The sequence below is a fragment of the Collimonas rhizosphaerae genome, assembly GCF_038896935.1.
In the GTDB taxonomy this organism is placed as follows: domain Bacteria; phylum Pseudomonadota; class Gammaproteobacteria; order Burkholderiales; family Burkholderiaceae_D; genus Collimonas; species Collimonas rhizosphaerae.
In genome coordinates this window covers 149,425-174,637 of the sequence record NZ_JBANDC010000003.1, presented here as the reverse complement: position 1 = coordinate 174,637, position 25,213 = coordinate 149,425, and the positions used below count along the sequence as shown (strand labels likewise).

Sequence of the window (25,213 nt, the reverse complement as noted above, 5' to 3'; positions counted from 1 at the left end):
CGGAAGCGCAGCTTCCGGGCGGGGAGACCCGCGCCCAGCGAATTGCTTCGGCCTGTATAGCAAAGGAATTTCAAATGACTCAAGCAGCACATGCCTCGCAACCGGCCACGCCTGCGGCAACTTCGCCGGCGTCCCAGGTTTTAAGGGACACGCCCGCCATCGAACTGCGCAACGTTTCGTGCCGCTTCATCTCTCCTGACGGCAAGGCCACCGTGGCCTTGCGCGATTTCAGCATGAGCGTGGCGCGCGGTGAATTCGTGGCCGTTGTGGGACCGACCGGCTGCGGCAAATCGACCACGCTGAGCATGATTACCGGCCTGCTCAAGCCGACCGTGGGCGAGGTGCGCATCATGGGCGAGCCGGTCAGCGGCATCGACCCGCGCATCGGTTTCGTATTCCAGAACGATGCGGTATTTCCTTGGCGCAGCGTGATCGACAACGTGGCGGCCGGACCGCTGTTCCGCGGCAAGCCGAAAGATGCCGCGTATGCCTTGGCGGAAGAGTGGATACGCCGCGTCGGCCTCGATAAATTCGCCAACCATTACCCGCATCAATTGTCCGGCGGCATGCGCAAACGCGTTGCGCTGGCGCAGACATTCATCAACAGCCCCGAGATCCTGTTGATGGATGAACCGTTCAGCGCGCTCGACATGCAAACCCGCACCCTGATGCAAGACGAGCTGCTGCAGCTGTGGTCGTCGCAAGCCGGTTCGGTGGTGTTCGTCACGCATGACCTGGAAGAAGCGATTGCGCTGGCGGACAAGGTCTACGTGCTGACCGCGCGTCCGGCCACCTTGAAGAGCGTGTATGAAATCGACTTGCCGCGGCCGCGTGTGATGTCGGAAGTGCGTTATGAACAGCGCTTCATCGATATCTCGCGCAAGATCTGGGCGGACCTGCGCGAAGAAGTGCACATCAGCTGATTACAGGCTGTCATCCATTTACATACCGTCGCTTATGCAGATATGGATGTCGCATAAGCGAAAGGAAAAAGGCATTATATGAGTCAAGTACGGAATCAAGCACAAACAATCGACAAACTCAGCGCGGCCAGCCTGGCCACTGTCGAACAAGAGGCGCAACGAAAAATCAAGCAACGCTACTGGCTGGTGATATCGCTGCGCGTCGCCATCCTGGTGCTGACCCTGGGCGGCTGGGAGCTGGCTGCCAGGCTGCAGTGGATAGATCCGTTCTTCTTTTCGCAGCCGTCGCTGATCGTGGTGCAGATCTATGACTGGATCGTGGAAGGCACCTCGCAAGGCCCGCTCTGGACCCAGGTGCTGGTGACGCTGGAAGAGACGGTGCTCGGTTTCCTGATCGGCTCGGTCGCCGGCGTGATCTGCGGCATCCTGCTGGGCCGTAATAAATTGCTGTCGGATGTTTTCAGCATCTACATCCAGGTTGCCAATTCGATTCCACGGGTAGTGCTGGGCTCGATTTTCGTGATTGCGCTGGGCCTGGGCATGGCTTCCAAGGTTGCGCTGGCGGTGGTGATGGTGTTCTTTGTGGTGTTCGGCAATGCATTCCAAGGAGTGCGCGAAGCGGACCGTTACATGATTGCCAATGCCCAGATCCTTGGCGCTTCGCCGCGCCAGGTAACGATGTCGGTGGTGATCCCTTCCGCGCTAAGCTGGATCCTGGCCAGCCTGCACGTCAGTTTCGGCTTTGCCTTGGTAGGCGCCGTGGTCGGGGAGTTCCTAGGCTCCAAGCAAGGCATCGGCTTGCTGATCTCGACCGCCCAGGGCGCTTTCAACGCCAGCGGCGTGTTTGCGGCGATGATCGTGCTGGCTGTGGTGGCCCTGGCGGCGGATTATTTGCTGACAACGCTGGAAAAACGTTTGCTTAAATGGCGTCCTGTGGCATTCTAGTTTTAACTGAAGATTAGTGACTTAAGGTTGCGGCGCATTGAAAAATGCGCCGTTTTTTTATGCCCGGATTCTTCCCGTCGACAGCCACGTCGCCCAGTCGGCCCGGCCGTTCTTCAGCGCCGTCGCGGCCGCCTTGTTGTGGTCGTAGCTGATGTTGAGATGGCTGACATCCCAGCCGTGGGCGGTTTTTTCGCAGATGGCGTAACGGGCGTGCGGGCTGCCGTTTTCGATAGCGTGGAAGTAGGGCTGGTCGTCGTCATAAGCCTGCAGGCCGACGCTGCCGGGGTTGACCACCAGGCGTCCGCCGGAGATCGCATGGGCGCGCGGCTTGTGCGTATGGCCGCAAATGATCAGGCTGTGGCTGATGCCCGCCGCATGGGTTTCGATGTCCGCTGCTTCGGCCAGGCGGCAGCTTTGCTGGTCGACCTGTTCGAGGAAATACACCAGGTCGCTGGCCGGCGTGCCATGGCACATGAAGATCTCGTCCGAAATGGCGAGGGCGGCAGGCAATCCCCTGATCCAGTCGCGTTGCGCCTGTGTCGTGTGCTCGAAGGCAAACTGGTCGCTGGGATGCCCCGGGCGCTGTTCGCAGTCCAGCAGCTGGCGTTCGTGATTGCCGCGGATGGTGGGCAGCTGCAGCGACATCAGCAGGTCCGCGGTGGCCGAGGGTTCCAAGGGGCCGGACAGGATGTCGCCGGCGTTGACGACCAGGTCCGCTCCTTGTTTGCTGATGTCCGCGAGGACGGCTTCCAGCGCCCAAATGTTGGCATGAATGTCGGAGACGATAGCGAGTTTCATTGGCGGCTTTCTTCACGGAAGATGGCGGGATATCACATCATCAAATTGTATTATCAAATAAAACGGGTGCAATTCAACCGGAATTGAATTGCACCCGTTCTGCCATCCGGCAAGCGCATCGCTGCGCCGCCGTTCAGGCCATCTTGTTACAGTACGTCGCTGGCATGGTCGGCCAGGCGCGAGCGCTCGCCGCGCGCCAGCGTCACATGGCCGCTGTGCGACCAGCCCTTGAAACGGTCGACTACATACGTCAGGCCGCTCGAGCCTTCGGTCAGGTACGGCGTATCGATCTGGGCGATATTGCCGAGGCAGATGATCTTGGTGCCCGGACCGGCGCGGGTGACCAGGGTTTTCATTTGCTTCGGCGTCAGGTTTTGCGCTTCGTCGATGATCAGGAACTTGTTGACGAAGGTGCGGCCGCGCATGAAGTTGAGCGACTTGATCTTGATGCGCGAGCGAATCAGGTCCTGGGTGGCGGCGCGACCCCATTCGCCGGCATCCGAATCGGACTTGTTGAGCACTTCCAGGTTGTCGTCGAAGGCGCCCATCCACGGCCCCATCTTCTCTTCTTCGGTACCCGGCAGGAAACCGATATCCTCACCGACCGGCACCGTGACGCGGGTCACGATGATTTCGTTGTAGGTCTTGGTTTCCAGCACTTGCGCCAAGCCGGCGGCCAGCGCCAGCAGGGTTTTGCCGGTGCCGGCCTGGCCCAGCAGGGTGACGAAGTCGCAGTCGGGATTCATCAGCAGGTTCAGCGCGAAATTCTGCTCGCGGTTGCGCGCTGTGATGCCCCACACGCTGTTCTTGGCGTGGCCGTAGTCGCGCAAGGTTTGCAGTACCGCCGTCTTGCCGTTGATCTGCGTGACTTGTCCGTAGAACGCCGGTTCGCCGTTTTTCGGTTCGATGAAAACGAACTGGTTGACCAGCAGCGTCGGCACCAATGGTCCGCTCAGGCGATAGTAGGTATAGCCGGTGCCATGCTTGTTTTCTTGCCAGGATTCGATGCCCTTGCCGTGCTTGATCCAGAAATCGTCCGGCAATTGCTGGATGCCCGAGTACAGCAGGTCGGTGTCTTCCAGCACATGGTCATTGAAATAATCTTCCGCCGGCAAGCCCATCGCCCGCGCCTTGATGCGCATGTTGATGTCTTTCGACACCAGCACCACCGGACGGCCCGGGGTTTCGGCTTCCAGGCCGCGCACTACGCCGAGGATCTGGTTGTCGGCCTTGCCTACCGGCAGGCCTTCAGGCAAGTCTGCGTTCTGCAGCTTGGTCTGGAAGAACAGGCGGCCCTTGGCGTCCTTGTTGCCGAGCTTCGACAAAGGAATGCCATGGTCGATCTGGTCGTCGACGATATCGCCCACCAGTGCATCCAGCGAGCGCGACACCTGGCGTGCGTTGCGCGCAACTTCCGACATGCCTTTCTTGTGGTTGTCGAGTTCCTCCAGCGTCACCATCGGCAGGTAGATGTCGTGTTCCTCAAACCGGAACAGGGAGGTTGGATCATGCATCAGCACGTTGGTGTCCAGCACAAACAGCTTGGTCGTGCCGGATTTGTCGGCGGCGCGGCTGGTGCTCGATTTCGGCCGGCTGTCGGCCGGTTTTGCAGGTTTGTCGGCAACGGCACGCGAATTCTCTGCGGGGGCCTTGTCGGTCTTGCGGTTTTCTACTGGTTTGTTGCGGGCTTGCGGAGCAACTTCCTTGTTACGGGTAATCGGTTCAACGACGGCGATACGTGGTTTGACGGCTTTGCCGGCTTCCGCTTTTGGGTAATCTTGAACGGAGAGTAAAGCAGCGGGTTTGGTCGGTAATTTTGGTAAGGGCATCAGAACCTCGCTTTAAAGATGAAAAAAGTGTTCGCTTTGGTGATAACACGAACCGGACCAAACGGGTGAAGCTACGGCGGGTACGACTTAAATATATTTAAAAAACATCAGGAGTGAAGCGGCCTGGCTAACAAAACACAAATTAAAAAGTAAAAAAGCCGTTTGGGAAGGCCCTCAGGCCTTTTCCGCAAACGGCTTCCAAAATTATTTTTTTTGAATTCAATGACTTACAAACTCCAATACTTCTTCAACATGCGATGGCACCTTCACTCCACGCCATTCTTTCACCAATGTGCCGACGCCGTCAATCACAAACGTGCTGCGCTCGATGCCGCGTACTTGCTTGCCGTACATGTTTTTCATTTTCATGACATTGAACATGGCGCACAGCGTTTCGTCGGGGTCGGCGACCAGGTCGAAAGGCAGCCCCAGTTTGGCTTTGAAACCTTCATGGGAGCGAATGCTGTCGCGGCTGACGCCAAATATCAAAGTGTTTTTCTGTTCGAATTCCTGGTGCAGGTCACGGAATTGCATGGCTTCGGTGGTGCAGCCAGGCGTGTTGTCCTTGGGGTAAAAATACAACACTATGTTTTTTCCATGATAGTCCGACAACTTGAATGTCTGTCCGCCGGTCATGGCTGCGGAGAAGTCGGGCACCGTCATGTTGGTGATGGAAGGTTGGTCAGCCACTGTATTGTCCTGTTCATTAGATGATGATGAATCGGTCGCCAATCAGGGTCCTGCTGTACACGCTGATCAGCTGCTGCTTGCCTGCATGATCATCTCGCCCGATCGTCCAGGCAATTCCGCCCATGCAAGAGGGACCGTGGGTAATTGCCGGTCTTTGACGTGTCGATGATAGTCTTCCATCGCGACCAGATCATAGCCCTGCGCCTTCCAACCCTGCAGCAACTGCTCGAATATGGGGGCGAGTTTTTGCCCTTCAAGCTCTGCATGCAGAGTAAATACATGATCGCGCGGCGAGGCTGTCAGGGCAAGGATATGGGCGGCGATATTCGCCGGCGTCAGTTCAACGCCGCCGAAGCTCCTGCCCAGCAGTTCATCCAGCGTCGGCAGGGTAGTCGGCAGCTGTATGCATGCCAGTGTCTTGCCGTTGACCTGCAAGCGATGCGGGCCGGCGGCCTGGTCGGCCAGGGCGCCGTCATCGGCCAGCATGGCGCGGCCATCGGAGGCATAAGCGATGCCGAATTTTTCCAGCTGCTCGAAGGCATGGGGATTCATTTGCCAGCCGGCGGCGCCGTGGGTCTTGGGCGCCTGGCCGAAAATCCGGGTGAAGCGGTCGAACGAGCGCTGCATCTGCAGAGCGGTCCACTCGGCGCCGCGCTGCCGCACATGGTCTTGCCACACGCGGTGATCCCAGGTGTGGACGCCGCATTCGAAGCCGGCGTCGCGCACTGCCTGCATGTAGCTCGCGCACGTCTTGCCGATATCCGGCGCAGGCAGCAGCACGCCGTACATCAGGGTCTTGAGGCCGTAATGTTCGACCACCGAGGTGCGCGATACTTTCTGGAAGAAGCCGGGCCGGAACACTTGCTTCAAGGCCCAGCCGGTATGGTCGTGCCCGAGCGAGAACAGGAAAGTGGCGCGGGCCTGGTATTTGCTCAGCAGGCGCACCAGGTTCGGTACTCCTTCACGAGTGCCGCGATAGGTGTCGGCGTCGATTTTTAAGGTGAGGAGGGGCAAGTTGTCTGGTCTGGCAGTAATAGGAAAAACAGCGCCCGCGAAACACACGAAACAGCGTCGTGGCTTGCACGGGCGGCAACGTGGGTCTTAGTCCATCAAGGCGCGTGCTTCGGCTACCTGGCCGCGGTACGCATCAAAAATGTTGCGCAGGGTGTCGGCCATGGTGGTGGTCGGCTTCCAGTTTAGTTCGTCGCAGGTGTTGGTGATCTTCGGCACGCGGTTCTGCACGTCCTGGTAACCCTTGCCGTAGTAAGCGGCGGAAGTGGTCTCGACCAGCTTGACCTTCTTCGCCGAATCGGCGTACTCAGGATATTCCGCAGCCAGCTTGAGCATCATGTCGGCCAGGTCGCGGATCGAGTAGTTGTTGACCGGATTGCCGATGTTGTAGATCTTGCCGCTGGCGACGCCGTCCTTGTTGGCGATGATCTTGATCAGCGCGTCGATGCCGTCGTCGATGTAGGTGAACGCACGTTTCTGCTGGCCGCCGTCGACCAGCGAGATATTCTCGCCGCGCACGATATGGCCGAAGAACTGGGTCACCACGCGCGAGCTGCCTTCTTTCGGCGTATGGATCGAGTCGAGGCCGGCGCCGATCCAGTTGAACGGACGGAACAGGGTGAAGTTCAAGCCTTCTTCCATGCCGTAGCCCCAGATCACGCGGTCCATCAGTTGCTTGGCGCAAGAGTAGATCCAGCGCGGCTTGTTGATCGGGCCGCAGATCAGCTCGGATTGCTCCGGGTCGAATTCTTCATCGTGGCACATGCCATACACTTCGGAAGTCGACGGGAACACCAGGTGCTTGCCGTACTTGGCGGCGGAACGCACGATAGGCAGGTTGGCTTCGAAGTCCAGTTCGAATACGCGCAGCGGCTGCTTGACGTAAGTCGATGGCGTGGCGATCGCTACCAGCGGCAGGATCACGTCGCATTTCTTGACGTGGTATTCGACCCATTCCTTATTAATGGTGATGTCGCCCTCGAAGAAGTGCATGCGCGACTTGTAAGCTTCGTTGTCCAGCAGGTCGCGGATACGGTCGGTCATCATGTCCATGCCGTAGACGTGCCAGTCGGTGGTTTCCAGGATCCGCTTGGACAGGTGGTGGCCGATGAAACCGTTGACGCCGAGGATGAGGACTTTTTTCATAGTGATCTATTGTTGTTGGATTGGCATTCCGCAAAACGGAATTTCAAGCGCTGCAGTTCTTGCCGGGCAGGGCGCGGTAGACAAACTGACACCGAAACCGCCCCGCCTGCGAAAGCAGCCGGTTTTATAAAAGGATGTTCTTTAAGGCTTCTGGCGTCACGGTTTGGCCGTCCGCCAGCAATTCGTTAATCAACAGCGTGCGGCCATCGCCGCAGACGCCAACAATGCGATTATCCACTACCGCCAAGCCCCGAGGCAAATTTGCCGGCAGGTTTTCCATCAGTTTGGCCGATAAACAGGCTTTTCCGACGATAAACGTGCGCTCTTTGACAATAGTCCAGGCGCCAGGGTAAGGCGGCGCCACTGCGCGGTACAGGTTGTAGACTTCTTGCGCCGGCCGGTTCCAGTCGATTTTGCCGTCCTCAGGCTTGCGTCCGCCGAAATAGCTGCCTTGCGCCAGGTTGTTCGGCAACCGGGGAATGTTGCCTGCCAGCATGGCCGGCAACACCCGCCACAGCGTCTGCTCGGCGGCAACCACGACCTTGCCAAATACTTCGTAAGCGGTATCGTCGGGAAGGATAGGCACCGAGGTTTGCGCCACGATGGCGCCGGCGTCCGGCTTGGCCGCCATTTCGTGCAGGGTGGCGCCGGTTTCGGTTTCGCCGTGCAGCACCGCCCAGTTGATCGGCACCCGGCCGCGGTATTTCGGCAGCAGCGAACCGTGCATGTTGTAAGCGCCGTGTCTTGCCAGCGCCAGCAGGGTGGCTGGCAGCATGTGGCGGTAATAGAAACTGAAGATGAAATCCGGCTGCAGGGCCGCGACCTGGGCCAGCAGCTCAGGCGCGGCGGGATCGTTCGGAGCGATGCTGGCAATGCCGTGCTGGCGGCACAGCGACGATACCGATTCGAACCAGATGGTTTCCTGCGGATTGTCTTCGTGGGTAACCACCAGAGCAATGTCGACGCCGCGCGCCAGCAGGACTTTCAGGCAGCGCACGCCAACGTTGTGATAGGCAAAGACGACGGCTTTCATGACGCCTGCTTGTCGTCCGTCGACGACTGTTCCAGCATGGCTTGCACTACATACCGCGGCCGCGCCCGCACTTGCTGGTAGATCCGGCCGACGTATTCGCCGACCAGGCCGATGCCGAACAGGATCATGCCCATCAGGAAGAAGGCAAACGCGAACAGGGTGAACACACCCTGTACTTCAGCGCCGAACAGGAAACGGCGCGCGACCAGGATGAAGAACAGTGCCGCGGAAGCGAAGGAAAGCACGATGCCTATCAGCGAGAACAGCTGCAAAGGCATGATCGAAAAGCCGGTCACCAGGTCGAAATTCAGGCGGATCAGGCTATACAGGGAGTATTTCGATTCGCCGGCCGAGCGTTCTTCATGCTCGACCACGATTTCAGTCTCTTTGCGGGCAAACGTATATGCCAGCGCCGGTACGAAGGTGTTGACCTCCTGGCACTGGTTGATCAGGTCGACCACGTTGCGGCCATAGGCGCGCAGCATGTTGCCCTGGTCGGTCATCCTGATGCCGGTGATCCTTTCGCGCAGCAGGTTCATGGCCTTGGAGGCGATCGTGCGCCAGGCCGAATCCTGGCGCTTGCGGCGGATCGAGCCGACGTAGTCGTAGCCCTCGCGCATCTTGGCGACCAGGTTGCCGATTTCTTCCGGCGGGTTCTGCAGGTCGGCGTCGAGCGTGACGACGATGTCGCCGCGGGTCGCTTCAAAACCGGCCAGTATCGCCATGTGCTGGCCGAAATTGCCGTTGAACAGGACTACGCGGGTAACGTCGGGACGCAAGCGGAACTGTTCCGCCAGGACGGCCGCCGACTTGTCGCGGCTGCCGTCGTTGACGTACAGGATTTCATAGCTGATGCCGAGTGCGTCGAGCGCCGGATAGAGGCGCTCGAACAGTTTGGGAAGGCCCGATTCCTCGTTATATACCGGGATGACGACGGAAAGTTCTGGTTTCATCAAGCGATCGTTCAATTTATTGAAGCACGGATTTTACCGCGGACACTGCACGTTCGACATCGTTCTTCGTCATGGCATTGAACATCGGCAGCGAGACGATCAGGCGCCCGACCTTTTCGGCGACCGGGAACATGCCTTCCTTGAAGCCGCGTGCGCGATACATGCTGAGCAGGTGGATCGCCGGGTAGTGGTAGCCGATGCCGATGCCGCGTTCCTGCATCTGTTCCATGAAGGCAGCGCGCGCCGGTTTGCCGTCCTGGCGTTCCGGCAGCACCAGCTGGAACATGTGCCAGTTGCTGTTGGCGAAGTCGGCGACCGGCAGCTGGGCGCCGTGTTTCGCCTCGAAATCGCTGCCGAAGCAGGCAAAATAATGCTGCGCCAGTTCGCGCCGGTGGGCGGTGATCGCTTCGATATGGGCAAACTGGCCGAGGCCGATGGCGGCGGCGACGTCGGTCATGTTGAATTTGCCGCCGAGGACGTCGACATCGAGGCCGTCGAAGCCGCTGCGGGTTACGCCTTGCAGGCGGTATTTTTCCGCCAGGCGCGCTTCCTCGGCATTGTTCAGCACCAGGCAGCCGCCTTCCGACGAAGTGATGTTCTTGTTGGCCTGGAAGCTGAACGAGGCAAAATCTCCGAAAGAGCCGATGCGCTGGCCGTTCCAGGTCGAGCCCAAGGCTTGGGCGGCGTCTTCCACCACGCGCAAGCCATGTTTTTTAGCCAGCGCGTAGAGGCGGTCCATGTCGACCGGCAGGCCCGACAGGTAGACCGGGATGATGGCCTTGGTGCGCGGCGTGATGGCGGCTTCGACCTGGGCCAGGTCGATATTGCGGGTGACCGGATCGATGTCGGCGAACACCGGCGTGGCGCCGGTTTCGATGATCACGTTGGCGGTGGCGACCCAGGAAATCGGCGTGGTGATGACTTCATCGCCGGCGCCGATGCCGGCGATGCGCAAGGCGATTTCCATGGTGCAGGTGCCGGAATTGAACGTGCGCACCGGCCGGCCGCCGAAATATTCCGACAATTGCGCTTCGAATGCCTGCACCTTGGGGCCGCTGGTAATCCAGCCGGAGCGCAAGACGTCGCCGACCGCTGCGATCGTGGCTTCGTCGATGGTGGGTTTGGCAAACGGCAGGAAAGGTTGTTGGCTCATATTGGTTTTGATATCCGATGTAAGTTTGACGGAAAGTCGCGATGCATTGACTAGCTGCGTGTCAGCAATACCACGCCGACGATGATGATGCCGATTGCCAGCAGGCGCTGCATCGAAACCGCTTCTCCCAGGAAGTACCAGGCGCCGACGGCGCTGATGATATAGCCCATCGACAGCATCGGATAGGCAATCGTGACGTCGACCCGCGACAAGCCGATGATCCAGACCCCTACCGAGATGACATAACAAGCCAGGCCGCCCAGGATCGGCAGCTGGGTCGCCAGCTTGATGCCGGTGGCAAGCCAGTTCTGCGGCGTCAGGTGGATCACGCCGACTGCATTGGTGCCGGCTTTCAGCAGCAGCTGCGCGACGGCGTTAAGGCAGACGCCGCCGAGGATGAAGGCAAAAGTGGTGATGTTCATATATATGCGGCGGGTTACGGTGCAGTTGCTGTGGATGCCGCAGCCGAAGCAGCCGGTGCCGCCTCGCTCGCAGCAGCGGCTGGCGCCGCGGGCGCGGCGGCAGCAATTCCCTGGTTGGTCACCACTACCCGGCGCGGATCCTGGCCGATGACCCGCATCGGCAGGCCGCGCTGTTCCAGTTCGCGATAGTTTTCCGGGCGGATGATGGCAATGTCCTTCTTGCCGGCAGCGTGATCGGCCGTCCATTTGACGACAAATGCATCGATGGTCGGAATCCATAGCTGCGGCTGCTGGCCGATGCCGAATTCCAGCTCATCCATGTGCTGCACCATGGTCATGGTGCGGCGCAGGTAGAACGGCAGCGCCTGCTCGTATTTGCCGACCACGTACAGCGTGGTTTGCGGCGTCATTTCGGCATTGATGGCCGGCACCAGGTCGATCCCGGCCGAGTAGCGTCCTTGCGGATCGTGGCCGTACATCAGCAGCTGGCCGCCGATGAAGCCGCTGGCGGCGAGGGCGACGATGGCCCATTCGCGCTGCCGGCGCACCAGCAGCAGGGCAGCGACGGCGCCCGCGAAACCGACTGCCGATGCGGCGAACACCCAAGGCACGTGGGCTTGCATCAAGGGCAGGCTGTAAGCATCCTTGGCCAGGTTCGGGATCTTGTGCGACAGGGCCAGGCCGATCACGGCCGGCGCCAGCAGCAACAGCGCCGAAGCCTGCACCGACTTGTTGCTGGCGTTATCCAGGTGGCAGGCGATCAGCAGCGCCAGCGCCGGGAAGATCGGCAGGATGTACGACGGCAGCTTGGAATCGGAAATGCTGAAGAACGCGAAAATGAACACGCTCCAGATCAGCAGCATCTTTTTCGGCTGGAAGCCTGACGCCGCATTCTGTTCGCGCGCACCGTTCCACAGGCTCTGGAACAGGACGCCCAGCCAAGGCACGATACCCAATACCAGGATTGGAACGAAGTAATAAGGCGGGCCGTAGCGGTTGTGGATCTTGCTGGTGAAGCGCTGGAATTGCTCGTGGATGAAGAAGAATTGCGGGAATTCGGGATTCTTCAGCGAGATCAGGACAAACCATGGCGTGGTGATAAGGAAGAACAGGATCAGGCCCAATACCAGGTGCAGGCGTTTCCAGATCGACCAGTCGCGCGAGAACAGCGTATACAGGATCAGCACCGCGCCGGGCAAGACCAGCCCGATCAAGCCCTTCGACAATACCGCCAGCGCCATGCCTGCCCAGCACAGCAGCATCCAGTTGCGCTGCTCGCCATGGCTGATGTCGCTGCGCTGCGCCAGCAGCAGGGCGCACAGGGAAATCGTCATCATGCCGGACAAGCCCATGTCCAGCGTATTGATGTGGCCGAGGCCGGCCCACAGGAAGCTGGAGCCGAGCACCAGCGCTGCGTAGAAGCCGATGCGGGCCGAGAACATGCGGGTGCCGGTGAACGCAACCAATACCACGCCCAGCAAACCGCACAAGCCGGTCCACAAGCGCGCTTGCCATTCGCCCAGGCCGAACAGCTCGAAGGTGAGGGCGTTCATCCAGGTTTGCAGCGGGGGTTTCTCGAAGTACTTGAGGCCGTTCAGGCGCAGGGTGATCCAGTCGCCGGTGGCGACCATTTCGCGCGCCATTTCGGCGTAGCGGCCTTCATCGGTGGGCACCAGCGTGCGCGCGCCGAGCATGTAAAACCAGATGATGCAGAACAGCAGGAACAACAGCCAGGCGAAAGTTTTTGATTTATGCAGTTCACGCATCTTGGGCGGTTTCCTCGTCGGTATTGAAAATCAGGGCCAGGGCGACTTTGCGTCCCTCGGCCATCAGGATGTTGTAGGTGCGGCAGGCGGCCTTGTTATCCATGCATTCGACGCCGATGCGGCGCGCGGTCAGCACGCTGGTCAGCTTCGGATGGACAAAGCGCTGGCGCGCGCCGGTGCCGAGGATCACGACATCGGGCCGGGTGCTGTCTATATGCGCGAAATGTTCGGCATGGAGGGCGTCGAAGCCGCTCACCGGCCATGGCACCGGCGCAGCTTCCGGCAGCACCAGCAGGCTATGTTCATAGCGGACGGCGTTGATTTCCACGCCCTTGTCGTCGTAGGCCGTGACTGTCTGGTACTGTTGGGTCGGGGTGGTATGTAGCTTCATTGCATTATCTTTACACGTTGAGGGGTTGATCCTATCCACGAATACTTAGCTGAACCAAAGGATAGACCGCAGACGATGTGCAAATTCCCGGAAAATGGAAAATAAAGTGCTGCATTGTAGCGTTTTCCGTCCAGGAACTTGCGGTATTGATTGATAAAACCTCACGCTTTCGGCAGAATGGGTGGTTCGGGCGGTGAATTGTGCACTGCCGAAAAGCTGTCTGAAAAGTCGTGAAATGCGGGGGTGTCGAGCCCTGGAGCGCCCTCACAAGGGGTTGTCGCAAGCATTTGTGCGGCGCACTGACCCGTGTGTGACCATAACCCAATTTTCCAGACAGCTTTTTAACGCTGGATAATGTTGCGTAAAATACAAGGGATTGCGCTGTGCGACCGATTCAAAAATCGAAAAAACTGGACGATGTCTGTTACGACATCCGCGGCCCCGTGCTGGAAAAAGCGCGGCAAATGGAAGAAGAGGGCCACAAGATCATCAAGCTGAACATCGGCAACCTGGCCGTGTTCGGTTTTGAGCCGCCCGATGAAATCGTGCAGGACATGATCCTCAACATGGGCAACGCTTCCGGCTATACCGATTCCAAGGGCATGTTCGCACCGCGCAAGTCGGTGATGCATTATTGCCAGCAAAAAAAGATCCAGGGCGTCACGATCGACGATATCTACCTGGGCAACGGCGCCTCGGAACTGATCGTGATGAGCATGAACGCCTTGCTCAACACCGGTGACGAAGTCCTGGTGCCGGCGCCCGACTATCCGCTCTGGACCGCGGCGGTCAGCCTGTCCGGCGGCACCCCGCGCCATTACATCTGCGACGAGCAGGCCGGCTGGTTCCCGGATATCGAAGACATCAAGAAGAAAATCAACAGCAATACCCGCGCGATCGTCGTCATCAACCCGAACAATCCGACCGGCGCCCTTTACCCGGTGGAGCTGCTGCAGCAGATCGTCGACCTGGCGCGCCAGCACCAGCTGATCATTTTTGCCGACGAGATCTACGACAAGGTGCTGTACGACGGCGAGACCCATACTTCGCTGGCGGCGCTGGCCGACGACGTGCTGTTCATCACATTCAACGGTTTGTCGAAAAACTATCGTTCCTGTGGCTACCGCGCCGGCTGGATGGTGGTGTCGGGCGAGAAAAAACATGCCAAAGGCTATATCGAGGGCTTGAACATGCTGGCGTCGATGCGCCTGTGCGCCAACGCGCCTGGCCAGTATGCGATCCAGACCGCGCTGGGCGGCTACCAGAGCATCAACGACCTGGTCGGGCCGGGCGGCCGCCTGACGCGCCAGCGCGACATGGCGTATAAATTGCTGACCGATATCCCGGGCGTCACCTGCGTCAAGCCGAAGGCTGCGCTATACATGTTCCCGCGCCTCGATCCGAAGATGTACCCGATCAGCGACGACCAGGATTTCGCCTACGAATTGCTGGCCGAGCAGCGCGTGCTGATTGTCCAGGGAACCGGCTTCAACTGCCCGACGCCAGACCATTTCCGCGTGGTGTTCCTGCCGAACACCGACGACCTGGCCGATTCCATGGGGCGCATCGCCAGCTTCCTCGAAGGTTATCGCCGGCGCCACGGCAAGGCTTGACGCGGCTTGAGGCAGAATTTTTATTGAACCCGCCGGACTGGCTTGGCAGCCGGCCCGGCATCAGCAGATTTTTTTACAGACAGCAGAGATCATGAAATCCATCAAGGTAGGTTTGCTTGGCATAGGTACGGTCGGTTCCGGCACGTTCAACGTATTGAAGCGCAACCAGCGAGAGATTGCAGCGCGCGCAGGGAGAGCTATCGAAATTACGATGGTGGCCGATCTCGATGTCGAACGCGCCAGGCAGCTGACCAATGGCGAAGTGGCCGTGGTCAACGACGCCAGGCTGGTGGTCAACAATCCCGATATCGATATCGTCATCGAGCTGATCGGCGGCTACGGCATCGCCAAGGACCTGGTGCTGCAGGCGATTGCCAACGGCAAGCATGTGGTGACCGCCAACAAGGCGCTGATCGCAACGCATGGCGATGAAATTTTCAAGGCGGCCCAGGAAAAGGGTGTGATCGTCGCGTTTGAAGCGGCGGTGGCCGGCGGCATTCCTATCATCAAAGCTTTGCGCGAAGGTTTGACCGCCAACAGCATCCAATGGATCGCCGGCATCATCAACGGCACCACCAACTTCATCCTGTCCGAAATGCGCGACAAGGGCCTCGATTTTGACGTCGTGCTGAAAGAAGCGCAGCGCCTGGGTTACGCCGAAGCCGATCCGACTTTCGATATCGAGGGCGTGGACGCCGCCCACAAGCTGACCATCATGGCTTCGATCGCATTCGGCATCCCGGTGCAGTTCAGCAAGGCGCATGTGGAAGGCATCACCAAGCTGCAGGCGACCGATATCCGCTATGCCGAGCAGCTCGGCTATCGCATCAAGCTGCTTGGCATCACCAAGCGCACCGCCGGCGGCATCGAGCTGCGCGTGCATCCGACCCTGATCCCGAGCAAGCGCCTGATCGCCAATGTCGAAGGCGCCATGAATGCGGTGCTGGTGCGCGGCGATGCGGTTGGCGATACGCTGTATTACGGCAAGGGCGCCGGCGCCGAGCCTACCGCTTCGGCCGTGATCGCCGACCTGGTCGACATCACGCGCCTGGCGACCGCCGATCCCGAGCATCGCGTGCCGCACCTGGCGTTCCAGCCGAACGCCATGGCCGATACGCCGATCCTGCCGATGACGGAAATCACCACCAGCTATTACCTGCGCATGCATGTGGCCGACCAGCCGGGCGTGCTGGCCGATGTTACGCGGATCCTGGCCGATTCGTCGATTTCGATCGACGCCATGCTGCAGAAAGAACCGGCGGCAGGCGAGACCCGCACCGACATCATCATGCTGACGCACCAGACCCAGGAAAAGAATGTCGAAGCGGCGATTGCCAAGATCGAAGCCTTGGCGACCGTGGTCGGCAGCGTCACCAAGATCCGCCTGGAAGAATTGGGTTAAGCGCCTGTCTTGATGGAAGATGATTGGCGCTTCCAGCGTCAACGTAAAAAAACGCAGCAGATGAATAATCTGCTGCGTTTTTTTTCATCTGCCGCAGGGCGGGGCGGCAGATTTTGTATTAATGGTAATTGCCGCCGCCTGCAGGACCGGGCGCTGGCGACCCAGCTGTCATTCGAGGTTCTGCACCTGCTCGCGCATCTGGTCGATGAGCAGCTTCAGTTCCATGGAGGCGTCGGCGAGTTCCTTGATCGCTGCCTTTGAACCAACGGTGTTGGCTTCGCGATTGAGTTCCTGCATCATGAAATCGAGGCGCTTGCCGACCTGGCCGCCTTTTTTCAGGATATGGCGGGTTTCGCTCAGGTGCGCCGCCAGCCTGGACAGCTCTTCCGCGATATCGATGCGGATGCCGTACAGCGTGACTTCCTGGCGGATCCGGTCCAGCGCTTCTTCGCGCGACAGGCTGGAGTTGCCGGCGTCCTGTTGCGCCAGGCCGAGCGCTTCCTGCATGCGCTCTATGGCTTTTTGCTGGAACTGCGCCACTACCTGCGGCACCAGCGGCGTGATCCTTTGCACGATGGCTTCCATGGCGTCGATGCGGGAAATCAGGGTGGCCTGCAGCGCAGCGCCTTCGCGGGCGCGCGAATCGACAAACGCTTCCAGCGTGGCGCCCATGGCGGCCTGGATGTCGGCTTGCAGCGTGTCCTGGCTGATCACCGCTTCCTCGATCACGCCCGGCCAGCGCAGCAGTTCGTTGACGGTGAGCGGCGCCGCTTCGATGAATTGCTGGCGCACGGCGCTTTGCAGGTCTGCCAGGGAGGCCAGCAGCGCGGTGTTCAGCGCCTGCGATGCGCCGGACGCGGTCTTGCGCCCGAAACTCAGACGGCATTCAACCTTGCCGCGCGCAACGCGGCCGATGATAGCCTCGCGCAGCGCCGGTTCGAGCGAGCGCAGATCGTCGTTGATGCGAAATTGCAAGTCGAGGAAGCGCGAATTGACGCTCTTGATTTCGATGGTAATCGTGCCCGCTGCCGTCTCGCGATTGTTGACGGCGTAACCTGTCATGCTACAGATAGTCAAAATGCTGTCCTTTGTTTCTGGTTTGCAAGGGTTTTTCTTTACAATTCAGCGATTTATCAAGACAATCCTTACACCATTGACTAAGCATTGATTAAGGTAGGATCGCATGGCCGCGCAAAACAATGCACCATTGCCTGACGGGCTAAAAATTGCTGGATACCGCATTGTAAAGAAGATTGCTTCTGGCGGGTTCAGTATTGTCTATCTGGCATACGACGAGGATGGCAACGCAGTCGCCATCAAGGAATATCTGCCGAGTTCGTTGGCTTTACGCCAATGGGGAGAACTGGCGCCGGCCATCTCGCCGGAAAACCTGCCGACCTTCCGCATCGGCCTCAAATGCTTCTTCGAGGAGGGCCGCGCGCTGGCGCGCATCGCCCATCCGAACGTGGTGAGCGTGATCAATTTCTTCCGCGCCAATGAAACCGTGTACATGGTGATGGCCTACGAATCGGGGCGCTCGCTGCAGGAACACATCCTGCGCCGCCGCGACAAGGGGGAGAAACCGCTGGTGTCGGAAAAATTCATCCGCAAGATGTTCCGCCACGTGATGAACGGCTTGCGCGAAGTGCATACCCACAAGTTGCTGCACCTGGACTTGAAGCCGGCGAATATCTACCTGCGCGCCGACGGCACGCCGATCCTGCTGGACTTCGGCGCCGCCCGCCAGACCCTGCGCTCCGACTCGCCCAAGCTGTATCCGATGTATACGCCGGGTTTTGCCCCGGCCGAATTGTATGAGCGGAATGGCAACCTGGGGCCGTGGACCGACATCTACAGCATCGGCGCCTCGATTTTCGCCTGCATGGTCGGCGCGCCGCCGCAGCCGGTGGACCAGCGCAAGGTCAACGACAAGATGGAAGGCCACTTCCGCAAGCTGGAGGGGCTGTATTCGCCGGAGCTGATCCAGGTGGTGCGCTGGTGCCTGATGATCGACCCGCTGCAGCGGCCGCAAAGCGTGTTCGCGGTGCAGCGCGCCTTGATGGAGCCGGTGCAGGAAGAGGAGGTCAGCGTGCGCGACATGGTCACGCGCAAGATACGCAACGTGTTCTTCACGCATATCCAGTTCCGCCGCAAGGCCGAGAGCAACCCGGATACGACCATCCAGGAAAATACGCAGTAAACAAGTAAAAAAACGCCGCTTCATTGCCCCAGCATTCGCTGTATTTTTAGCAAGAACCAGACATAGTCATGCGATTTTCAGTTTATCAAGAAAGCCATATCGGCGGCCGCAAAGTCAACCAGGACCGGATGGGCTACAGTTTCACGCGTGACGCCTTGCTGCTGCTGCTGACCGACGGCATGGGCGGCCACCTGCACGGCGAGATCGCCGCCAGCATCGCGATGCAGACCATCGGCTCGCTGTTCCAGAAGAATGCCCAGCCGTATATCAAGAAGCCGGAGCGTTTCCTGGAAGACGCCTTCTATGCCGCCCATATGGAAATCCACCGCTACCGGGAAGTGCACAAGCTGTCGGAAACCCCGCGCACCACGGTGGTGGCCTGCCTGATCCAGCACAACAGCGCGTTCTGGGCGCATTGCGGCGATTCGCGGCTGTACTGGATGCGCAACGGCCAGATTCTGGCGCGCACCCGCGACCATTCACGCATCGAGAGCCTGATTGCGCAAGGCAAGGCCGATCCTTCGGAGCGCGCCACCCACCCGGACCGCAACAAGCTGTTCAACTGCCTGGGCGCGACCAACATGCCGATCGTCGAACTGTCGCGCCGCGTCAGCCTGCAGGCGGGCGACGTCATGCTGCTGTGCTCCGACGGCCTGTGGTCGATGCTGCCTGACCACGTGCTGGCGCAACGGCTGCAGACCAGCACCATCGTGCGGGCGGTGCCGGAACTGGTGAACAATGCGCTTGGGATTGCCGGCAAAACCAGCGATAATATTACTGCTTTGGCAATGGCCTGGGGCGCCGACCCGAACATCGACGATCCGGCCAGTTCGATCGTCACCCACACGCTGCCGATCGGCAGCCTGACCACCACCATCCAGGCGCCGCGGCTTGGCGCGACAGATACCCCGGACGGCTTCAGCGATGCCGACATCGAACAGGCGATCGCGGAAATCCGCGGCGCGATTGAGAAAAATATTTGATTTTATTGCGGGACAGAGCTGCCCGGGTAGGGTTTAAGAGCCACCGTAGCGCGGCGAATTACACTCCCCGTGCGGCTCTGTCCTCAACTGGTCAGATAAACGATTAAATTTGAGAAATGAGTTGATTATGTCCACCATTACCCGTCCTAGCGGCCGCGCCGCCGATGCCTTGCGCAGCGTGCGCCTGACCCGCAACTACACCAAGCACGCCGAGGGTTCGGTGCTGGTCGAGTTCGGCGACACCAAGGTCATCTGCACTGCCAGCCTGGAAGAAAAAGTCCCCGGTTTCCTGAAGGGCAAGGGACAAGGCTGGCTGACCGCCGAATACGGCATGCTGCCGCGCTCCACCAATACCCGCATGGACCGCGAGGCGGCGCGCGGCAAGCAATCCGGCCGCACCCAGGAAATCCAGCGCCTGATCGGCCGTTCGCTGCGCGCAGCGTTTGACCTGGAGGCTTTCGGCGAGCGCACCTTGCATCTTGACTGCGACGTGATCCAGGCCGACGGCGGCACCCGCACCGCATCGATCACCGGCGCCATGGTGGCGGCTTACGATGCCTTTGCCCGGCTGCTGGAGAACAAGGCGATCGCCGCGATTCCCTTGAAACATTTCGTGGCGGCGATTTCGGTCGGCGTCTACCAGGGCACGCCGGTGCTGGACCTCGATTATGTCGAAGATTCCGGCTGCGACACCGACATGAACGTAGTGATGACCGACACCGGCCATTTCATCGAAGTGCAGGGCACCGCGGAAGGCGTCGCCTTCGACCGTCCTACGCTGAACAGCTTGCTGGACCTGGCGCAAGGCGGCATCGGCGAACTGATCCAGCTGCAAAAACAGGCTTTGGGCCTGGCCGACTGAGGTCCCTCCGCCGGCAAAACCGCGAGGCTGAATATCGGCTGCGCGCGCAGATCGCCGATGATGCGCGCGCGCAAGCGATATAATCCTGCCTATGTATATCGATTCCCACTGCCATATCAATTTTCCGGAGCTGTCCGCCAGGATGCCGGAAGTGCTCGCCAAGATGGCGCAAAACCAGGTGACCCATGCGTTATGCGTATCGGTTGACCTGCCCGATTTTCCGCAGGTGCTGGAGCTGGCCGAGACCTATCCGCACATCTATGCCTCGGTCGGCGTGCATCCCGATTATGAAGATACGCCGGAACCCAGCGTCGACGACCTGATCCGCCTTTCCGACCATCCGAAAATCATCGCCATCGGTGAAACGGGGCTCGACTATTACCGCCTGCAGGGCGACCTGGAATGGCAGCGCGAGCGTTTCCGCCGCCACATCCGGGCTTCGCGCGCGACCGGCAAGCCGCTGATCATCCATACCCGCGCCGCTTCCGCCGACACCATCCGCATCATGCAGGAAGAGGGCGCCGGCACCGATGCCGGCGGCGCCGGCGGCGTCATGCACTGTTTTACCGAGTCGCTGGAAGTGGCCGAAGCGGCGATGGCGATGGGTTTTTACATTTCGTTTTCCGGCATCGTCACCTTCAAGAGCGCCAAGGAATTGCAGGCGGTGGCGCTGGCAGTGCCGCTGAGCAGCACCCTGATCGAAACCGATTCGCCCTACCTGGCGCCGGTGCCGCATCGCGGCAAGATGAACGAGCCGGGCTGGGTCATGCATGTCGGCGAGTTCCTGGCGAATCTCAAAGGCGTGCCGGCAAGCGAAGTGGCGCAGCAGACTACCGACAATTTTTTCAATTTGTTCAAACTGGCAAAGGATCAGGCGCATGCTTAACTTATCTGGCCGCTGGAGCGGCGGTTCGCGGTTTTCGGCAATGTTGCTGCTGCTGGCGCTGAGCTGCCTGCCGTCATTGAGCCAGGCCAGCAACCTCGACGACTATGTCAAGGCGGTCAGGCTGGACGACGAACGCGGCATGAAGAAATTGCTGGCTGCGGGCGTCAGCCCGAACCTGGCGGAGAAACAGCGCGGCGATACCGGCCTGATATTGGCCTTGCACGAAGATTCGAAGAAGGTCTTCGCGCTTTTGCTCAATGCAAAAGACATCGATCTCAACCTGCGCACACGCAACGGCGACACGGCGTTGATGGTGGCCTCCTACAAAGGTGATGTGGCGGCGGTGAAGGCTTTGCTGGACAAGGAAGCCGAGCCCAACAATACCGGCTGGACCGCGCTGCATTATGCGGCGGCGATCGGCAATAATGAAATCGTGCAGATGCTGCTGGACGCATCCGCCTACATCGACGCCGGCTCGCCCAACAATACGACGCCGATCATGATGGCTGCGCGCGGCGGCAAGATCGAGACCGTCAAGCTGCTGCTAGATAGCGGCGCCGACGTCACCCTGAAAAACGATCTCGGCATGACCGCCATCGACCTGGCCAGGAAATTCGACCACGACGAGATCGCCGACGGCTTGACCAGCCGCCTCAAGAAAGCCGGCAAGCTGTAATCCTTGATTAATTAATCAAGTAAGGATGTGGGGGCCCGCATCCTTGATATCTTTAGTGCCGGTCAGCGCCATGCTGACATCCAGTTCCTGCTGCAATATCTGCAGCATCCTGGTGACGCCGGCTTCTCCCATCGCTCCCAGGCTATACAGGAAGGCGCGGCCGATCATGGTGCCTTTGGCGCCGAGGGCGACCGCTTTCAGTACATCCTGGCCGCTGCGGATACCGCCGTCGAACCAGACTTCGATCTGGTCGCCCACCGCCTCGACGATCGCCGGCAGCGCCGAGATCGACGATACCGCGCCATCCAGCTGGCGGCCGCCGTGGTTGCTGACGACGATGGCGTCGGCGCCGGTGGTGGCGGCGATCTTGGCGTCCTCGACGTCGAGGATGCCCTTCAGGATCAGCTTGCCGCCCCATTGTTCCTTGATCCAGGCGATATCGTCCCAGTTCAGGGTCGGATCGAACTGGCTGGCGGTCCATTTGCTCAGGGTCATGATGCCATCGGCGCCGGAGACGTGGCCTGCCAGGTTGCCGAAAGATTTGCGGCCGCCTAGCGCGCGCAGGGCCCAGCCTGGCTTGGTGGCGAGGTCGAGCAGGTTGGCCAGGGTCATTTTCGGCGGCACCGACATGCCGTTTTTCAAGTCTTTGTGGCGTTGGCCGAGAATCTGCAGGTCCAGCGTCAGCACCAGGGCGGAACATTTGGCGGCCTTGGCGCGTTCGATCAGGGATTTGATGAAACCGCGGTCGCGCATGACATACAGCTGGAACCAGAACGGCTTGGTGGTCACGCTGGCGACATCTTCGATGGAGCAGATGCTCATGGTCGACAGGGTGAACGGGATGCCGAATTTTTCGGCGGCGATGGCACCCAGCATTTCACCGTTGGCCCATTGCATGCCGGTCAAGCCGGTAGGGGCAATCGCCACCGGCATCGTCACTTCTTCACCGATCATGCTGCTGCGGGTAGAGCGCTGGTCGACGTTGATGGCGACCCGCTGGCGCAGGTGCAGGGCGGCCAGGTCGCTGCTGTTGGCGCGATAGGTGGATTCGGTGTAGGAGCCGCTGTCGGCATAGTCGTAAAACGCTTTTGGCACGCGTTTCTTGGCCAGTACGCGCAGGTCTTCGACGCAGGTGATTACAGGCATGGGGGCTCTCCGCTAGATTTTGTTGTGTGTCGCTGTTGCCGCGCTGTTGCCACTATCTTAGATGAAAACAATGCATGCACGGTGCAATTCAATTGACGCCTGGCATGAAGCATTTTCACCTGGCTTCGCGTATCTGCGCCAGCAATGCCTGCGCCGCCAGCCTGCCGCTGCGCACTGCCGATTCCAGCGTCGCCGGATAATCGCTGGCGGTATAGTCGCCGGCCAGCAGCAGCTTGCCGAGGCCGGTGTCGTTGGCTGGCCGCGCCAGGCCCGGGGTGCAGGCGAATGTGGCGCGCTTCTCTGAAATGACCTGGGTCCAGGCGGGCGACGCCAGCTGTGGCTGCCTGAAGGCTGTGGCCAGCTGTGCGGCGACCGCTTTTGCCAGCGCCTCATGGCCGGCCTGTATAGCCTCGGACGAAGCACTGATGACGACTGCCAGCAAACCGGCCTGGGCCGCATCGAGCTGGCCGCGGTCGAATACGAACTGGCCCCAGGCGGCGCTGTCGCCGGCGTTTCCCGGATCGTCCAGCAAGGCGAAGAACGGGCGCGGCAAGCGCGTGGCGGCCGGGTACTGCAGGTAGCAGGTGGTGATCGGCTCGTAGTCGAAACCGCGCAAGGTTGCCAGCAGCGCCGCATCTGCGCAGCCATCCAGCAGCGTTGCCGCGGTTTCGGGCGGCGTGGCGATCACCACGGCGTCGAAATCCATGCTTGCCTCGCTGCCTTGCAGCTGCCATCGTTCGCCGTGGCGCTGCAGTTGCCTGATGCTGTGGCCGGATTCAACGTTGCCGCCGCGTTCCTCGATGAAGGCAGCCGCCTGTTGCGGGAACAGGTTGCTCAGATCGGTACGCGGCAGCAGCATGTCGGAGGCGCTCCTGCGGGCGCCCAGGCTGTCGCGCAGCACTGCCAGGAAAACCTGCGCCGAGGCTTGCTCCGGCGGGGTATTCAGCGCGGCGATGCAGAGCGGGCGCCACATCAGCCGGATCAGGCGCTCGGTCTGGTCGAACCGTTCCAGCAGCGTGCTGACGCTGCAATCGTCATGCAGTTGCCAGCCCATCCAGCGCGCCGCTGAAGAAAAGCGCGCCAGCGCCAGCTTGTCCTGGCGCTCGAGGCCGTCGGCGCGCAGCAATGCCGCCAGCAGGTGCAAGGGCGCCGGCAAACGCGGCGCCACAAAAGTCATGCCGCCGCTATCGGCCGGGTAACACATCTGCAGCGGCAGGCGCAGCATGACGCTGGCCGGATCGATGCCGACCTTGCGCATCATTTGCAGGGTCTGGCTGTAGGCGCCCAGCAGGATGTGCTGGCCGTTGTCCAGTATGGTTTCGTTGATGTCGACGCGGCGGGCCCGGCCGCCGAGCTGGCGGCTGGCTTCGAACAAGGTTACCTGGTGGCCGGCCTGGGTCAGTTCGACGGCAGCGCTGCAACCGGCCCAGCCGGCGCCGATCACTGCGACCTGTTGCATTTCCATGGCCATGTCAGCGCAGGGGCAGGAGCCGCGATGCGACGCAGTCAGCCGCGCACATAGGTTTTCCAAGCCAGCCAGAGTTTACGGATCGGCGTGAGCGAAATGCGCTGGTTCAATACATGGAAGCCGTCGCGCTCGATTTCACCCAGCAGCGCGCGGTAGATGGCCGCCATCATCAGGCCGGGGCGCTGGGCGCGCCGGTCTGCCTTGGGCAGCAAGGCAAATGCTTCGTCGTAAGCCTGCTGCGCGCGCGCTACCTGGAAGCGCATCAGGTTGACAAAATTCTCGCTGTAACGCGCATTCAGGATGTCGGCGGCGGTGACATTGAATTGCTGCAGCTCGTTGACCGGCAGGTAGATGCGGCCCTTGCGGCCGTCTTCACCGACGTCGCGGATAATGTTGGTGAGCTGGAATGCCAGGCCGAGCTTTTCGGCAAACTGCAGGGTTTGCGGCTGGGTTACGCCGAAGATGCTGGCCGACAGGATGCCGACCACGCCTGCCACATGCCAGCAGTATTGCTTCAAGCCCGGGTAATCCAGGTAACGGGTCTGGTTCAGGTCCATTTCCATGCCGTCGATAATCGCTTGCAGGTGCTTGCCGTCCAGTCCGTAAGGCTGCAGGTGAGGTTGCAGGGCCTGGGTGACCGGATGGGACGGATTGCCGGCCAGCATGGCGGCGATTTCCTTGCGCCACCACATCAGCTTGGTGCGCGCCACGCTTTCGTCGGTGCAATCGTCGACCGTGTCGTCCACTTCGCGGCAGAAGGCGTACAGCGCAGTGATGGCGCGCCGCCGTTCCGCCGGCAGGAACAGGAAGCTGTAATAAAAACTGGAGCCGCTCTGGGCGGCTTTTTGCTGGCAGTAATCGTCTGGGGACATGGATGTGGGGAGCAGCTTAAAAAACAATTTGCCCGAAGTATACGT

At 60.2% G+C, this 25,213-nt stretch carries 24 protein-coding genes; 9 read left to right on the top strand and 15 right to left on the bottom strand.

Features of this window, described 5'->3' with window-relative positions:
* The first annotated feature begins 74 nt into the window (after nt 1-74).
* Entirely contained in the window at nt 75-923 is an 849-nt protein-coding gene (locus tag V8G57_RS05300; protein ID WP_342828478.1) for an ABC transporter ATP-binding protein, read from the top strand.
* A 78-nt stretch (nt 924-1,001) separates the two neighbouring features.
* Nucleotides 1,002-1,868 carry an ABC transporter permease gene (locus V8G57_RS05295; RefSeq protein WP_092394027.1) on the top strand — a complete coding sequence of 289 codons (867 nt, stop codon included), beginning with the start codon at nt 1,002-1,004 and terminating at the stop codon, nt 1,866-1,868.
* Nucleotides 1,869-1,925: 57 nt separating this feature from the next.
* On the opposite strand, the gene V8G57_RS05290 is transcribed toward V8G57_RS05295, so the two are convergent.
* The 11 genes from V8G57_RS05290 to V8G57_RS05240 all read right to left on the bottom strand — a co-directional run bounded on the left by V8G57_RS05290 (nt 1,926) and on the right by V8G57_RS05240 (nt 13,060).
* A complete protein-coding gene (locus V8G57_RS05290; protein ID WP_342828477.1) occupies nt 1,926-2,666 on the bottom strand; it encodes a metallophosphoesterase family protein in 741 nt (246 codons plus the stop codon).
* A 146-nt stretch (nt 2,667-2,812) separates the two neighbouring features.
* Nucleotides 2,813-4,495, bottom strand: a complete 1,683-nt coding sequence (locus tag V8G57_RS05285) for a PhoH family protein (RefSeq protein WP_342828476.1) — start codon at nt 4,493-4,495, stop codon at nt 2,813-2,815.
* A gap of 219 nt (nt 4,496-4,714) precedes the next feature.
* Nucleotides 4,715-5,185, bottom strand: a complete 471-nt coding sequence (locus V8G57_RS05280; RefSeq protein WP_342828632.1) for a peroxiredoxin — start codon at nt 5,183-5,185, stop codon at nt 4,715-4,717.
* Between the two features lie 66 nt (nt 5,186-5,251).
* Nucleotides 5,252-6,199: a polysaccharide deacetylase family protein gene (locus V8G57_RS05275; RefSeq protein ID WP_342828475.1), complete on the bottom strand. Its 948-nt coding sequence runs from the start codon at nt 6,197-6,199 to the stop codon at nt 5,252-5,254.
* A gap of 87 nt (nt 6,200-6,286) precedes the next feature.
* Nucleotides 6,287-7,342, bottom strand: a complete 1,056-nt coding sequence (locus V8G57_RS05270) for a bifunctional UDP-4-keto-pentose/UDP-xylose synthase (RefSeq protein WP_144736785.1) — start codon at nt 7,340-7,342, stop codon at nt 6,287-6,289.
* 124 nt (nt 7,343-7,466) lie between these two features.
* The gene (locus V8G57_RS05265) at nt 7,467-8,375 is read right to left on the bottom strand and encodes a formyltransferase (RefSeq protein WP_342828474.1); all 909 of its coding nucleotides are present in this window, start codon (nt 8,373-8,375) and stop codon (nt 7,467-7,469) included.
* Nucleotides 8,372-9,328, bottom strand: a complete 957-nt coding sequence (locus V8G57_RS05260; RefSeq protein WP_092394331.1) for a glycosyltransferase — start codon at nt 9,326-9,328, stop codon at nt 8,372-8,374. The genes V8G57_RS05265 and V8G57_RS05260 overlap by 4 nt, the downstream gene beginning before the upstream one ends.
* A gap of 16 nt (nt 9,329-9,344) precedes the next feature.
* Nucleotides 9,345-10,481, bottom strand: coding sequence for a DegT/DnrJ/EryC1/StrS family aminotransferase (locus V8G57_RS05255; RefSeq protein WP_092394007.1), 1,137 nt, complete (start codon nt 10,479-10,481; stop codon nt 9,345-9,347).
* A gap of 50 nt (nt 10,482-10,531) precedes the next feature.
* Nucleotides 10,532-10,903, bottom strand: coding sequence for an EamA family transporter (locus V8G57_RS05250; RefSeq protein ID WP_092394004.1), 372 nt, complete (start codon nt 10,901-10,903; stop codon nt 10,532-10,534).
* A gap of 14 nt (nt 10,904-10,917) precedes the next feature.
* The gene (locus tag V8G57_RS05245) at nt 10,918-12,669 is read right to left on the bottom strand and encodes a glycosyltransferase family 39 protein (RefSeq protein ID WP_342828473.1); all 1,752 of its coding nucleotides are present in this window, start codon (nt 12,667-12,669) and stop codon (nt 10,918-10,920) included.
* The gene (locus tag V8G57_RS05240) at nt 12,662-13,060 is read right to left on the bottom strand and encodes an Mth938-like domain-containing protein (RefSeq protein ID WP_092393998.1); all 399 of its coding nucleotides are present in this window, start codon (nt 13,058-13,060) and stop codon (nt 12,662-12,664) included. Before V8G57_RS05240 ends, V8G57_RS05245 begins: the two co-directional genes overlap by 8 nt.
* Before the next feature lie 383 nt (nt 13,061-13,443).
* Here V8G57_RS05240 and V8G57_RS05235 point away from each other — a divergent pair, with 383 nt between their 5' ends.
* Nucleotides 13,444-14,673 carry a pyridoxal phosphate-dependent aminotransferase gene (locus V8G57_RS05235; protein WP_092393995.1) on the top strand — a complete coding sequence of 410 codons (1,230 nt, stop codon included), beginning with the start codon at nt 13,444-13,446 and terminating at the stop codon, nt 14,671-14,673.
* Between the two features lie 91 nt (nt 14,674-14,764).
* Nucleotides 14,765-16,075 carry a homoserine dehydrogenase gene (locus tag V8G57_RS05230; RefSeq protein ID WP_092393992.1) on the top strand — a complete coding sequence of 437 codons (1,311 nt, stop codon included), beginning with the start codon at nt 14,765-14,767 and terminating at the stop codon, nt 16,073-16,075.
* Nucleotides 16,076-16,243: 168 nt separating this feature from the next.
* Here V8G57_RS05230 and V8G57_RS05225 read toward each other — a convergent pair whose 3' ends face one another.
* Nucleotides 16,244-17,152 (bottom strand): YicC/YloC family endoribonuclease, encoded by a 909-nt coding sequence (locus tag V8G57_RS05225; RefSeq protein WP_254784925.1) that lies wholly within the window; start codon nt 17,150-17,152, stop codon nt 16,244-16,246.
* 106 nt (nt 17,153-17,258) lie between these two features.
* Between V8G57_RS05225 and V8G57_RS05220 the strand changes: the two genes are divergently transcribed.
* The 5 genes from V8G57_RS05220 to V8G57_RS05200 all read left to right on the top strand — a co-directional run bounded on the left by V8G57_RS05220 (nt 17,259) and on the right by V8G57_RS05200 (nt 21,682).
* The gene (locus V8G57_RS05220) at nt 17,259-18,275 is read left to right on the top strand and encodes a serine/threonine protein kinase (RefSeq protein ID WP_014006434.1); all 1,017 of its coding nucleotides are present in this window, start codon (nt 17,259-17,261) and stop codon (nt 18,273-18,275) included.
* Between the two features lie 68 nt (nt 18,276-18,343).
* Complete coding sequence (locus tag V8G57_RS05215; RefSeq protein ID WP_092393986.1) at nt 18,344-19,258, top strand: PP2C family protein-serine/threonine phosphatase; 915 nt, start codon at nt 18,344-18,346, stop codon at nt 19,256-19,258.
* Nucleotides 19,259-19,385: 127 nt separating this feature from the next.
* Nucleotides 19,386-20,120 carry a ribonuclease PH gene (gene rph / locus V8G57_RS05210; RefSeq protein WP_092393983.1) on the top strand — a complete coding sequence of 245 codons (735 nt, stop codon included), beginning with the start codon at nt 19,386-19,388 and terminating at the stop codon, nt 20,118-20,120.
* A 91-nt stretch (nt 20,121-20,211) separates the two neighbouring features.
* Nucleotides 20,212-21,006, top strand: a complete 795-nt coding sequence (locus V8G57_RS05205) for a TatD family hydrolase (protein ID WP_092393980.1) — start codon at nt 20,212-20,214, stop codon at nt 21,004-21,006.
* On the top strand, nt 20,999-21,682 hold the full coding sequence (locus V8G57_RS05200) for an ankyrin repeat domain-containing protein (protein ID WP_342828470.1): 684 nt from the start codon (nt 20,999-21,001) through the stop codon (nt 21,680-21,682). Before V8G57_RS05205 ends, V8G57_RS05200 begins: the two co-directional genes overlap by 8 nt.
* Nucleotides 21,683-21,697: 15 nt before the next feature.
* Here the strand turns inward: V8G57_RS05200 and V8G57_RS05195 are convergent, their stop codons facing one another.
* From V8G57_RS05195 to hpnD, 3 genes are all read right to left on the bottom strand, one after another.
* The gene (locus V8G57_RS05195) at nt 21,698-22,828 is read right to left on the bottom strand and encodes an L-lactate dehydrogenase (protein WP_144736762.1); all 1,131 of its coding nucleotides are present in this window, start codon (nt 22,826-22,828) and stop codon (nt 21,698-21,700) included.
* Between the two features lie 115 nt (nt 22,829-22,943).
* The gene (hpnE, locus tag V8G57_RS05190) at nt 22,944-24,293 is read right to left on the bottom strand and encodes a hydroxysqualene dehydroxylase HpnE (protein ID WP_254784924.1); all 1,350 of its coding nucleotides are present in this window, start codon (nt 24,291-24,293) and stop codon (nt 22,944-22,946) included.
* A 41-nt stretch (nt 24,294-24,334) separates the two neighbouring features.
* On the bottom strand, nt 24,335-25,168 hold the full coding sequence (gene hpnD / locus V8G57_RS05185) for a presqualene diphosphate synthase HpnD (protein WP_342828467.1): 834 nt from the start codon (nt 25,166-25,168) through the stop codon (nt 24,335-24,337).
* Between the last annotated feature and the right edge of the window lie 45 nt (nt 25,169-25,213).

Excerpts from the sequence above, each read along its gene's own strand:
- V8G57_RS05300 (WP_342828478.1), top strand. The coding sequence starts at position 75 with ATGACTCAAGCAGCACATGCCTCGCAACCGGCCACGCCTGCGGCAACT.
- V8G57_RS05295 (WP_092394027.1), top strand. The coding sequence starts at position 1,002 with ATGAGTCAAGTACGGAATCAAGCACAAACAATCGACAAACTCAGCGCG.
- V8G57_RS05290 (WP_342828477.1), bottom strand. The coding sequence starts at position 2,666 with ATGAAACTCGCTATCGTCTCCGACATTCATGCCAACATTTGGGCGCTG.
- V8G57_RS05285 (WP_342828476.1), bottom strand. The coding sequence starts at position 4,495 with ATGCCCTTACCAAAATTACCGACCAAACCCGCTGCTTTACTCTCCGTT.
- V8G57_RS05270 (WP_144736785.1), bottom strand. The coding sequence starts at position 7,342 with ATGAAAAAAGTCCTCATCCTCGGCGTCAACGGTTTCATCGGCCACCAC.
- V8G57_RS05265 (WP_342828474.1), bottom strand. The coding sequence starts at position 8,375 with ATGAAAGCCGTCGTCTTTGCCTATCACAACGTTGGCGTGCGCTGCCTG.
- V8G57_RS05260 (WP_092394331.1), bottom strand. The coding sequence starts at position 9,328 with ATGAAACCAGAACTTTCCGTCGTCATCCCGGTATATAACGAGGAATCG.
- V8G57_RS05255 (WP_092394007.1), bottom strand. The coding sequence starts at position 10,481 with ATGAGCCAACAACCTTTCCTGCCGTTTGCCAAACCCACCATCGACGAA.
- V8G57_RS05250 (WP_092394004.1), bottom strand. The coding sequence starts at position 10,903 with ATGAACATCACCACTTTTGCCTTCATCCTCGGCGGCGTCTGCCTTAAC.
- V8G57_RS05245 (WP_342828473.1), bottom strand. The coding sequence starts at position 12,669 with ATGCGTGAACTGCATAAATCAAAAACTTTCGCCTGGCTGTTGTTCCTG.
- V8G57_RS05240 (WP_092393998.1), bottom strand. The coding sequence starts at position 13,060 with ATGAAGCTACATACCACCCCGACCCAACAGTACCAGACAGTCACGGCC.
- V8G57_RS05230 (WP_092393992.1), top strand. The coding sequence starts at position 14,765 with ATGAAATCCATCAAGGTAGGTTTGCTTGGCATAGGTACGGTCGGTTCC.
- V8G57_RS05220 (WP_014006434.1), top strand. The coding sequence starts at position 17,259 with ATGGCCGCGCAAAACAATGCACCATTGCCTGACGGGCTAAAAATTGCT.
- V8G57_RS05215 (WP_092393986.1), top strand. The coding sequence starts at position 18,344 with ATGCGATTTTCAGTTTATCAAGAAAGCCATATCGGCGGCCGCAAAGTC.
- rph (WP_092393983.1), top strand. The coding sequence starts at position 19,386 with ATGTCCACCATTACCCGTCCTAGCGGCCGCGCCGCCGATGCCTTGCGC.
- V8G57_RS05205 (WP_092393980.1), top strand. The coding sequence starts at position 20,212 with ATGTATATCGATTCCCACTGCCATATCAATTTTCCGGAGCTGTCCGCC.
- V8G57_RS05200 (WP_342828470.1), top strand. The coding sequence starts at position 20,999 with ATGCTTAACTTATCTGGCCGCTGGAGCGGCGGTTCGCGGTTTTCGGCA.
- V8G57_RS05195 (WP_144736762.1), bottom strand. The coding sequence starts at position 22,828 with ATGCCTGTAATCACCTGCGTCGAAGACCTGCGCGTACTGGCCAAGAAA.
- hpnE (WP_254784924.1), bottom strand. The coding sequence starts at position 24,293 with ATGGAAATGCAACAGGTCGCAGTGATCGGCGCCGGCTGGGCCGGTTGC.
- hpnD (WP_342828467.1), bottom strand. The coding sequence starts at position 25,168 with ATGTCCCCAGACGATTACTGCCAGCAAAAAGCCGCCCAGAGCGGCTCC.